We start from the raw sequence: 8,799 nt of genomic DNA, 5'->3' as shown, positions 1-8,799 counted from the left end.
GCGATTTGTTTAAAAATGAATTAACAGGTACGTTTTGTCTTGTTTAGTTTTCAAAGATCATTTTTGTTCACTTTGTTAAAGCAACTTTATTATTATAACTCGTCGACTCACTGAAGTCAATAACTTTTTTTGAATTTCTATTATTCGTTATCGCCTTGTTTAGCGGCAACGAATAATAATATACCACCTTGTAAATAATAGCGCAATAGTTTTTTGAATAAATACTTAGGAATTTAAAAAGAGCAGCATCCCTTTATAAAAAAGGATACTGCTCCTCTTTATTAGCGTTGTCTCATTTGCGGGAATAACAGCACGTCGCGAATAGAAGGAGCATTCGTCAGAAGCATTACCAGACGATCGATACCGATGCCTAAGCCTCCTGTTGGCGGCATACCGTATTCCAGAGCTTCAACAAAGTCTTCATCCATTAGATGAGCTTCATCGTTACCAGCTTCGCGCTCTTTTAATTGATCTTCAAATCGTTCTCTCTGATCAATAGGGTCATTCAGCTCTGTAAACGCGTTCGCATGTTCACGACCGACGATAAACAGTTCAAAACGGTCTGTAAAACGCGGATCCTCAGGATTTTTCTTAGCTAGAGGAGAAATTTCCACAGGATGTCCGTAAATAAACGTTGGCTGAATAAGTGTTTCTTCAATTTTTTGTTCGAAGAATTCATTGATGATATGACCTACTGTCATAGAATCTTTGATCTCTACGTCATGTTCTTTTGCATATTCGCGTGCTTGCTCAACAGTGACCTCTTCCCAGAAATCAACACCAGTTGCTTCTTTAACTGCGTCAACCATGTGGAGTCTTTTCCACTCCGGTTTAAGATCGATTTGTTCTTCTCCGTATTGGATCGTAGTTGTTCCAAGCACTTCTTGGGCGATATGGGCGACAAGGTTTTCAGTTAAGCTCATGATATCTTTATAGTCCGCATATGCCTCATATAACTCAATCATCGTGAATTCCGGGTTATGGCGTGTAGAGACACCTTCATTACGGAAAACGCGGCCGATTTCATACACTTTTTCTAAACCGCCGACGATTAGGCGTTTTAGGTGCAGTTCGATTGCAATACGCATATAGAGCGGAATGTCTAACGCGTTGTGGTGAGTGATAAACGGACGTGCAGAAGCTCCCCCAGGAATGCTGTGCATTGTTGGTGTTTCTACTTCTAAGTATCCATGATCATCAAGGTATCTTCTCATAGCTTGAATAATCTTGCTTCGTGTGATGAACGTATGTTTGCTGTCCGGATTTACGATTAGATCCAGATAGCGCTGACGGTAGCGCTGCTCAACGTCTTTTAGACCATGGTATTTGTCAGGAAGCGGACGAAGTGCTTTTGTCAGTAATTCAAAAGAAGTTGCTTTTACAGACAATTCGCCTACATTTGTTTTGAAGACTTTTCCGGTTACGCCGATAAGATCACCAAGGTCAGAAGACTTGAAGATTTCGTATTGGTCGTCACCGACACTGTCTTTTCTTACGTAGATTTGAATTTGGCCTTCTAAATCCTGAAGATGCGCAAAGCCGGCTTTTCCTTTGCCGCGTTTTGTCATCATGCGGCCTGCGATTGTCACTTCGATCGCTTTTTCTTCTAACTCTTCTTTTGTTAGTTCTTGATATGCTGAAATAACTTCCTGAGACTGGTGCGTTCTTTCAAAGCGTGCGCCGAACGGATCAATGCCGTTATCTCTCAGTTGATTCATTTTATCGCGTCTGACTTGCAGCTGATCGTTCAATTCTTCATGGTTATGCTCTTCTTGACTCATTGTTATCACTCCATTACAGATATTGTTTCATGAAAAAAGCAGAAAAACTGCCAGCGCAATACTGGCAGTGAGCAGCAAATAGAAGTAAGTATTATCCTACTTTTGCGTCTTGAAGCTCTTTTGCCTCAACCTCAACAGTAAATGCATCTATAAGCTGTACAAACTCTTCTCTTGTCTCGCAATGGTTGATTTCATTACGAACCTTCGCATTGCCTTTAACACCTTTCAGATACCAAGCAGCGTGTTTTCTCATTTCTCTTACCGCTACATTTTCACCTTTTAAGTTAATGAGACGGTCAAGATGCAGTTTGCACACCGCCATTTTTTCGCGCACTTGCGGCTCTTCTTTTAATTCGCCTGTTTCAAGGTATTGAACCGTACGATAAATCATCCACGGATTGCCCAGTGCGGCACGTCCGATCATGACACCGTCTGCCCCTGTTTCTTCAAGCATACGTTTAGCATCCTGCGGCGTCTTGACATCGCCGTTTCCGATAACCGGAATCGATACTGATTGTTTTACTTCTTTGATGATATCCCAGTTTGCCGTTCCTTCGTACATCTGCACTCTTGTACGGCCGTGAAGCGCAACAGCTTTTCCGCCCGCACGTTCTACTGCCTGTGCGTTTTTCACTGCGAAAATGTGGTCTCCATCCCAGCCCATTCTCATTTTGACTGTAACTGGTTTATCAACGGAATCCACTACCGCTGACACCATTTCGTAAATTTTATCAGGATCAAGAAGCCATTTGGCGCCCGCATCGCATTTTGTAATCTTGGGTACAGGACATCCCATGTTAATATCAATAATATCAGCAGTTGTGTTTTGGTCTACAAACTTCGCCGCTTCCACAAGGGTTTCCTTTTTTCCTCCGAAAATCTGAAGGCTGAGCGGTTTTTCACGTTCATCAATGTAAAGCATCCCCATTGTTTTTGCATTGTTGTAAAGGATCGCTTTGTCACTGACCATTTCAGCGCATACCAATCCGGCTCCGAATTCCTTTACAGTCAATCTGAATGCTGAGTTGCAGACACCAGCCATCGGGGCTAGCACAACCCGGTTTTTCAATTGAATATCACCGATTTTAAACATTTTCCCCCTCCTTTCATTTGTTTATTTTTCTGGCGGAGCCAATTCTTCCGCACTTATATTTAAAACCTCTGCAGCATCTTGAATGATGGCAGCTGACGGCAATCGGTTTCCGCGTTCGATTTCGCCGAGAATAGAAACTGATATACCTAACGCTTTTGCAAATCCTTCTTGAGTATAACCTTTCAGCTTTCTGAATGCACGAATTCGTCTACCCCAGATTTCTGCTTCCATACTCTTACACCTTCTTGGTTTGGTTCCGCGTTTTTTGCCTCTTTTTCAACCTGCGGGAAAATCTCCGCAAGCGGCGCAAGGACAAACAAACGCTCATACATTCTCGGGTGCGGAACAATTAGTTGCTCTGTTTCAATATTTTCACGATTAAACAGCAAAATGTCAAGGTCTGCCGTCCGCGGCCCCCACCTTACTTCCCTTGTTCTGCCTAATTCATTTTCTATATGCTGCGTCAGTTCAAGGAGTTCAAATGGGTTAAGCGATGTCTTGATTTCAACGGCCATATTTAAGAATTCATCTTGGTCTTCGTATCCGACCGGATCAGTTTCGTAAATAGACGACACCTTGGTGACTTTCACAGCGTCATGCTGGTGCAGCATGGTCACCGCTTGTCTTAAGTACGTTTCTTTATCTCCAATATTAGACCCTAGTGCAATATAAGCTATGTTGTTCATGATTTTTTTCTCGTGATTTCAATTGCTACTGATTTATAGTGTCCGGGAATCGGCGGGTCGGGCTTAATCACTTTCACAGTACATTGCTGCACCGGCTGAAATTGTTTGAGAACCGTGTCTGCAATGCGTTCTGCCAGTGTTTCTACCAATTTCACAGGCTCCCCCTCTACAATATCTTTACATACGTGATAGAGCTCAGCATAGTTGATCGTATGCTCAAGGTCGTCCGTTTGTCCAGCTTTGCTTAAATCCAGCTCAGCGGTTAAATCAACTTTAAACCGCTGACCGAGCTTGTTTTCTTCTTTGAACACACCGTGGTATCCGTAAAACTCCATGCCTTCTACGTAGACTTTATCCATGGTGCACCCCTCCCTTATTCAGCATTGCGTCCATCATTTTCGCCATTCTGGCAATTTGTTTCACATCATGGACTCTGACAATGTTACAGCCTTTTTGAATGCCGAGACACACAGTTGCACCCGTTCCCTCAGCCCGCTCCTCAGGCGGAAGATCCAGAACATGTCCGATGAATCTTTTTCGGGAGGTTGCCAGAAGAACCGGATACCCCAGTCCGCTGAAAATCTCGAGCTTGTTCATCACTGCCAGATTGTCATGATAAGTTTTCGCAAAACCGATACCTGGATCAAGGATAATGTTCTTCTCCTCTACTCCGGCTTCAACAGCGATTTTTACACTCTCCATTAAGTCCGACAGCATATCCGGCAATATGTCGTTGTAATTTCTCTCTGGGCGGTTATGCATAAGAACAATGGGAACATTGTGTTCGGCTGCAACGGAAGCCATCTTCGGGTCATGTTTCGCTCCCCAAATATCATTGATGATGGATGCGCCCGCTTTCACAGCTTCATCTGCGACAGAAGCCTTGTACGTATCTACTGAAATCGGCACAGCCAGTTCATTTGTGATCCGTTCAATCACTGGAATGACTCTTGACATCTCCTCATCCTCTGACACATACTCGGCGCCGGGTCTTGTCGATTCTCCTCCGATATCAATGATATGGGCGCCGTCATCGATCATCTCTTTCGCATGCAGCAGCGCCCTGTCCAAGCTGTCATATTTTCCGCCGTCCGAGAAAGAGTCAGGCGTTACGTTTAAAATTCCCATCACCAGCGTCTTCTCTTTATATGATAAAGCGCTGGGCTTGGTATGGATTACTTGTGTTTGGTCTATCGTTTGCTGCGCCATTCTCTTCCTCCCTTTTCATGAATCATGTTCTTTATTTCTTTGTTGTATAGCTTCTGAAGAGCAGCGGCTGCTTCTCCTCTTCGTCCTGCATAGTTTACTTCCTCTATTTTAGTAAATGGGATGATCTCAAGAACCGAGTTTGTCATCCATGCTTCGTCAGCTGACAAAAGAGCCTTCAGCTCATATCGCCCCGTTTTGAGTTCCAATCCTATTTTCTTTGCATTTTCTATGACAAAACGCCTCGTAACACCGTCCAGAATACCGGTATCAAGTGATGGCGTATAGATGCAGCTGCCTTTTCTCCAGAAAACATTTGATATGATGCCTTCTGCAACAGCTCCATCCTCTGTTAAGAAAATTCCTTCGATACGCGGATCATTTCCGATTTCTCTTTTCGCATACATATTATTTAAATAATGATGAGATTTTAACCGAAATGGCCCCTCTGGTGTGTTTCTCCGTAACGATAAAACCTTTCCTTCTTTTTGCGAAGGAAGGCTTTCTGGTTTCAGCTGGTTCATAAAACATAATACAGTGGGCTTATCATATGTCTGGGAGACAAAGCCTTTGTCGCTGATCCCGGCTGATATGTCCAGTCTTACGCGGGCATTGCCATCCTTGACTTCATTCAGCAAAAGAAGCTTGTCCAGCATCTCATGAATCTCATGCTTCGAAACAGTATATTCAATTTGCAGATCGTTAAGCGCGCGCTTAAGCCTTTCTATGTGCCAATCAAGCAAAAATGGGGATCCTTCGTAGAGCCTGAAGGTTTCGAAAACACCGATCCCATATAAAAATCCATGGTCAAAAGGAGAAAGAACTGCATCTTTCTCCTCTAGATACCGGCCGTTCACATATATCATCACGCAATAACTTCCTTGCGGTATGTTTCAATGAAATTTCTGAGCATTTCTTTTCCAAAGGAGGTCATAATTGACTCCGGGTGAAATTGCACGCCTTCTATCGGAAGATCATTGTGGCGAATGGCCATAATTTCTCCTTCTTTCGTTTGTGCTGTTACTGTAAAACAGCTTGGCAGGGTCTCAGGTTTTACGATCAGCGAATGGTAACGAGTCGCGACAAGGGGATTTTTCAAACCTTCGAAGATTGTCTTGCCGTCATGCTCGATATCCGAGGTTTTCCCGTGCATAAGCCGCTCTGCCCTAACCACATCGCCGCCAAACACCTGTGCGATGGACTGATGTCCGAGGCATACACCAAAAATGGGGATTCTGCCTGCGAAATGTTTAATAGCTTCAAGGCTGATTCCCGCCTCATCAGGACTGCACGGTCCAGGTGAAATCATCAGAAAATCAGGAGACAGCTCTTCGATTTCTTCGATCGTAATGCTGTCGTTGCGTTTCACAATCAGTTCTTCCCCAAGCTCGCCCAAATACTGCACCAAGTTGTACGTGAATGAATCATAGTTATCAATCATTAAAATCATTTCTCGGCTCACCTCATCTAATTTTTGTCTCTTCTTTGCTCAGCTCTAATGCCTTTTGCATTGCAAAAGCTTTTTTGAATGATTCCCTGTATTCGTGCTTTGGAACGGAATCAATCACAACTCCTGCACCGGACTGCATAAATGCCTTCCCTCCGGTTGCATAAATGGTTCGAATGACGATATTAAACTGCAGATCGTGATTATACCCAAACCATCCTATAGATCCAGTATAAAGCCCGCGGCGTGTCGGCTCAAGTTCTTCTATAATTTCCATCGTTCTTACTTTGGGAGCACCTGTAATGGTTCCTCCGGGAAATACAGCATGAATAATATCTACCGCGTCATATCCATCCTGCAGTTCACCTTGGACATTAGATACAATATGCATCACATGCGAGTATTTTTCAATTGCCATGAATTCGTTCACGTTCACAGACCCGTAACGTGATACTCGTCCAAGATCATTCCTCTCTAGATCAACCAGCATGACATGCTCTGCGCGTTCTTTTTCATTATGGATCAATTCGTTTGCCAGCGCCTTGTCTTCTTCATCGGTTTCCCCTCTGGAACGGGTGCCTGCAATTGGCCTCGTCTCTAATAGCTTGCCCTTTTTACTGACAAGCAGTTCAGGCGATCCGCAAATGATTTGGAAATCAGGTGTTTCTAAATAGGCCATATAAGGAGAAGGGTTTACTTCTCTCAAAGTCTTGTAAATTTGATATGGGTGGGCAGACAGTGACTGCGACTGTCTGATTGACAAGTTGACTTGAAACACATCTCCGCTGGCGATGTATTGTTTGATTTTCTCTACAGCTTGCGAGAACCCCTCCTCCGTAAATGGTGCCGCGAAGGAGCTGTCTGTTTCATGCTTCATCTCTCGCGAAGAGACAGCAGGGAGCTCAGTCAGCCACAGCCGCTCCAGCTCAGAAAGCTTCATGTCCGCAGTTTCGTAATCAGAACCATTCACATGAGTAATCAGCCACAGACACTCATCTTGATGGTCATAAACTGCTATATCATCAAAAACCAGAAAATAAATATCCGGTGTTTCCAAATCATCTAGTGAGAGCATTTTAAAATTTTCAATGTAACGTGCGTAATCATAGCTGAGAAATCCGATTGCCCCGCCTTGAAAATCCGGAAGCTCGTGATCTGTTTCTGTTTCCAGCGTTTTAAACCAGCTGTGGAAGGCCCGTAATGGGTCACCTTCTTTAAACAGCATCTCATCTCCATGCTTAATTGTGGTTATTCCGTCTTTTCCTTTTACCGTCGCAATCGGATCAAGACCGGCTATGCTGTATCTGCCGCCTCTTGCACTTTCAAGGAGTACATGCTGTTTTCTGGATTGCGCAAGTTTCTCATATTGTTGTAAGAATGAGTCTTTTTGAAAAGGTACTTTTTTGCCTGCCGGTCTGCGTTGTGCCATTGATATCATTCCTCTATTTTCTTTTTTGCTTGTTTTTTTATTGTAAAGCAATCTTGTTATTGAAAAAAGTGAATTTCTCTTCCAAGCATAACATTCGGCGCAGACATGGCATATTTGATGCACGAATATAAAAAAACTCCCGGCGGACCGGGAGTTTGGCATTTTAATCGAATTGATACAGCGGCGTGCTCAGATAACGTTCGCCGTTACTTGGAATGACGGCCAAAACTTTTTTGCCTTTTCCGAGTTTTTTCGCTACTTGAAGAGCAGCATAAATCGCCGCGCCTGATGAGATGCCTCCGAGAATTCCTTCTTCACGTGCAGCTCTGCGTGCATATTCAAACGCTTCTTCATTCTTCACAGGGAAGATTTCATCGTATACTTCGGTGTTTAAGATGTCTGGCACAAATCCGGCTCCGATTCCCTGAATTTTGTGGGGACCTGGTTTTCCTCCGGCAAGCACTGGAGAATCCGAAGGTTCAACAGCGTAAATTTTGATGGAAGGGTATGCTTCCTTCAGAACTTCGCCCGCTCCCGTAATCGTTCCGCCTGTGCCGATTCCGGCCACAAATGCGTCAAGCTGATCATCACCGAATTGCTCAACAATTTCTTTACCTGTTGTTTGGCGGTGAATTTCTGGGTTAGAAGGGTTATTAAACTGCTGCGGTACAAAGTATCCGTGCTTCTCAGCAAGCTCTTCAGCTTTCTGAATGGCGCCTTTCATGCCTTCCGCGCCAGGCGTCAGCACAAGCTCAGCACCGTATGCGCGAAGAAGGTTGCGGCGCTCCATGCTCATTGTATCAGGCATCACCAAAATAGCTTTGAAACCTTTAGCCGCAGCAACCATCGCAAGCCCGATTCCAGTATTTCCGCTTGTCGGTTCAATGATTGTATCGCCGGCTTTTAATTTTCCTTCTTTTTCAGCGGCTTCAATCATAGCTAAACCGATACGGTCTTTTACACTGCTTCCAGGGTTCATATATTCAAGCTTCAAATATACATCCGCACTGTTTTCATCTGTAAGGCGATTTAATTTAACGATTGGCGTATTCCCAATTAATTCAGTAATGGAGTTTGCTACACGTACCATTCTCGACACCTCAATTTCCGACTATTTGTATTGGTATTATGTATATAATCTATCAATTTCAAAATTT

The 8,799-nt window shown here is 43.8% G+C and carries 10 protein-coding genes; all 10 read right to left on the bottom strand.

The window, feature by feature from the left end:
- Positions 1-281: 281 nt before the first annotated feature.
- The 10 genes from lysS to cysK all read right to left on the bottom strand — a co-directional run bounded on the left by lysS (position 282) and on the right by cysK (position 8,732).
- Complete coding sequence (gene lysS, locus V756_RS0101525) at positions 282-1,781, bottom strand: lysine--tRNA ligase (RefSeq protein ID WP_024713093.1); 1,500 nt, start codon at positions 1,779-1,781, stop codon at positions 282-284.
- Positions 1,782-1,872: 91 nt separating this feature from the next.
- Positions 1,873-2,874 carry a tRNA dihydrouridine synthase DusB gene (gene dusB / locus V756_RS0101520; RefSeq protein ID WP_024713092.1) on the bottom strand — a complete coding sequence of 334 codons (1,002 nt, stop codon included), beginning with the start codon at positions 2,872-2,874 and terminating at the stop codon, positions 1,873-1,875.
- 21 nt (positions 2,875-2,895) lie between these two features.
- Complete coding sequence (locus tag V756_RS0101515) at positions 2,896-3,105, bottom strand: helix-turn-helix domain-containing protein (protein WP_024713091.1); 210 nt, start codon at positions 3,103-3,105, stop codon at positions 2,896-2,898.
- The gene (gene folK / locus V756_RS0101510) at positions 3,057-3,560 is read right to left on the bottom strand and encodes a 2-amino-4-hydroxy-6-hydroxymethyldihydropteridine diphosphokinase (protein WP_024713090.1); all 504 of its coding nucleotides are present in this window, start codon (positions 3,558-3,560) and stop codon (positions 3,057-3,059) included. The genes V756_RS0101515 and folK overlap by 49 nt, the downstream gene beginning before the upstream one ends.
- Positions 3,557-3,919 carry a dihydroneopterin aldolase gene (gene folB / locus V756_RS0101505; RefSeq protein ID WP_024713089.1) on the bottom strand — a complete coding sequence of 121 codons (363 nt, stop codon included), beginning with the start codon at positions 3,917-3,919 and terminating at the stop codon, positions 3,557-3,559. Before folB ends, folK begins: the two co-directional genes overlap by 4 nt.
- Positions 3,912-4,769: a dihydropteroate synthase gene (folP, locus tag V756_RS0101500; protein ID WP_024713088.1), complete on the bottom strand. Its 858-nt coding sequence runs from the start codon at positions 4,767-4,769 to the stop codon at positions 3,912-3,914. The genes folB and folP overlap by 8 nt, the downstream gene beginning before the upstream one ends.
- Positions 4,751-5,632: an aminodeoxychorismate lyase gene (gene pabC, locus V756_RS0101495; protein WP_024713087.1), complete on the bottom strand. Its 882-nt coding sequence runs from the start codon at positions 5,630-5,632 to the stop codon at positions 4,751-4,753. Before pabC ends, folP begins: the two co-directional genes overlap by 19 nt.
- The gene (pabA, locus tag V756_RS0101490) at positions 5,632-6,216 is read right to left on the bottom strand and encodes an aminodeoxychorismate/anthranilate synthase component II (protein WP_024713086.1); all 585 of its coding nucleotides are present in this window, start codon (positions 6,214-6,216) and stop codon (positions 5,632-5,634) included. The genes pabC and pabA overlap by 1 nt, the downstream gene beginning before the upstream one ends.
- Before the next feature lie 13 nt (positions 6,217-6,229).
- Positions 6,230-7,642: an anthranilate synthase component I family protein gene (locus tag V756_RS0101485; RefSeq protein WP_024713085.1), complete on the bottom strand. Its 1,413-nt coding sequence runs from the start codon at positions 7,640-7,642 to the stop codon at positions 6,230-6,232.
- A 163-nt stretch (positions 7,643-7,805) separates the two neighbouring features.
- The gene (gene cysK / locus V756_RS0101480) at positions 7,806-8,732 is read right to left on the bottom strand and encodes a cysteine synthase A (protein ID WP_024713084.1); all 927 of its coding nucleotides are present in this window, start codon (positions 8,730-8,732) and stop codon (positions 7,806-7,808) included.
- Between the last annotated feature and the right edge of the window lie 67 nt (positions 8,733-8,799).

The organism is Bacillus tequilensis KCTC 13622 (genome assembly GCF_000507145.1).
GTDB classification, from domain to species: domain Bacteria; phylum Bacillota; class Bacilli; order Bacillales; family Bacillaceae; genus Bacillus; species Bacillus tequilensis.
The sequence above is the reverse complement of the archived record's forward strand: the minus strand, read 5'-3'. Positions and strand labels throughout refer to the sequence as shown.

What these genes read in the sequence shown, in the direction of transcription:
- folP (WP_024713088.1), bottom strand. Translation starts at nt 4,769, where the DNA reads ATGGCGCAGCAAACGATAGACCAAACACAAGTAATCCATACCAAGCCC.
- V756_RS0101485 (WP_024713085.1), bottom strand. Translation starts at nt 7,642, where the DNA reads ATGGCACAACGCAGACCGGCAGGCAAAAAAGTACCTTTTCAAAAAGAC.
- folK (WP_024713090.1), bottom strand. Translation starts at nt 3,560, where the DNA reads ATGAACAACATAGCTTATATTGCACTAGGGTCTAATATTGGAGATAAA.
- pabC (WP_024713087.1), bottom strand. Translation starts at nt 5,632, where the DNA reads ATGATATATGTGAACGGCCGGTATCTAGAGGAGAAAGATGCAGTTCTT.
- folB (WP_024713089.1), bottom strand. Translation starts at nt 3,919, where the DNA reads ATGGATAAAGTCTACGTAGAAGGCATGGAGTTTTACGGATACCACGGT.
- V756_RS0101515 (WP_024713091.1), bottom strand. Translation starts at nt 3,105, where the DNA reads ATGGAAGCAGAAATCTGGGGTAGACGAATTCGTGCATTCAGAAAGCTG.
- dusB (WP_024713092.1), bottom strand. Translation starts at nt 2,874, where the DNA reads ATGTTTAAAATCGGTGATATTCAATTGAAAAACCGGGTTGTGCTAGCC.
- lysS (WP_024713093.1), bottom strand. Translation starts at nt 1,781, where the DNA reads ATGAGTCAAGAAGAGCATAACCATGAAGAATTGAACGATCAGCTGCAA.
- pabA (WP_024713086.1), bottom strand. Translation starts at nt 6,216, where the DNA reads ATGATTTTAATGATTGATAACTATGATTCATTCACGTACAACTTGGTG.
- cysK (WP_024713084.1), bottom strand. Translation starts at nt 8,732, where the DNA reads ATGGTACGTGTAGCAAACTCCATTACTGAATTAATTGGGAATACGCCA.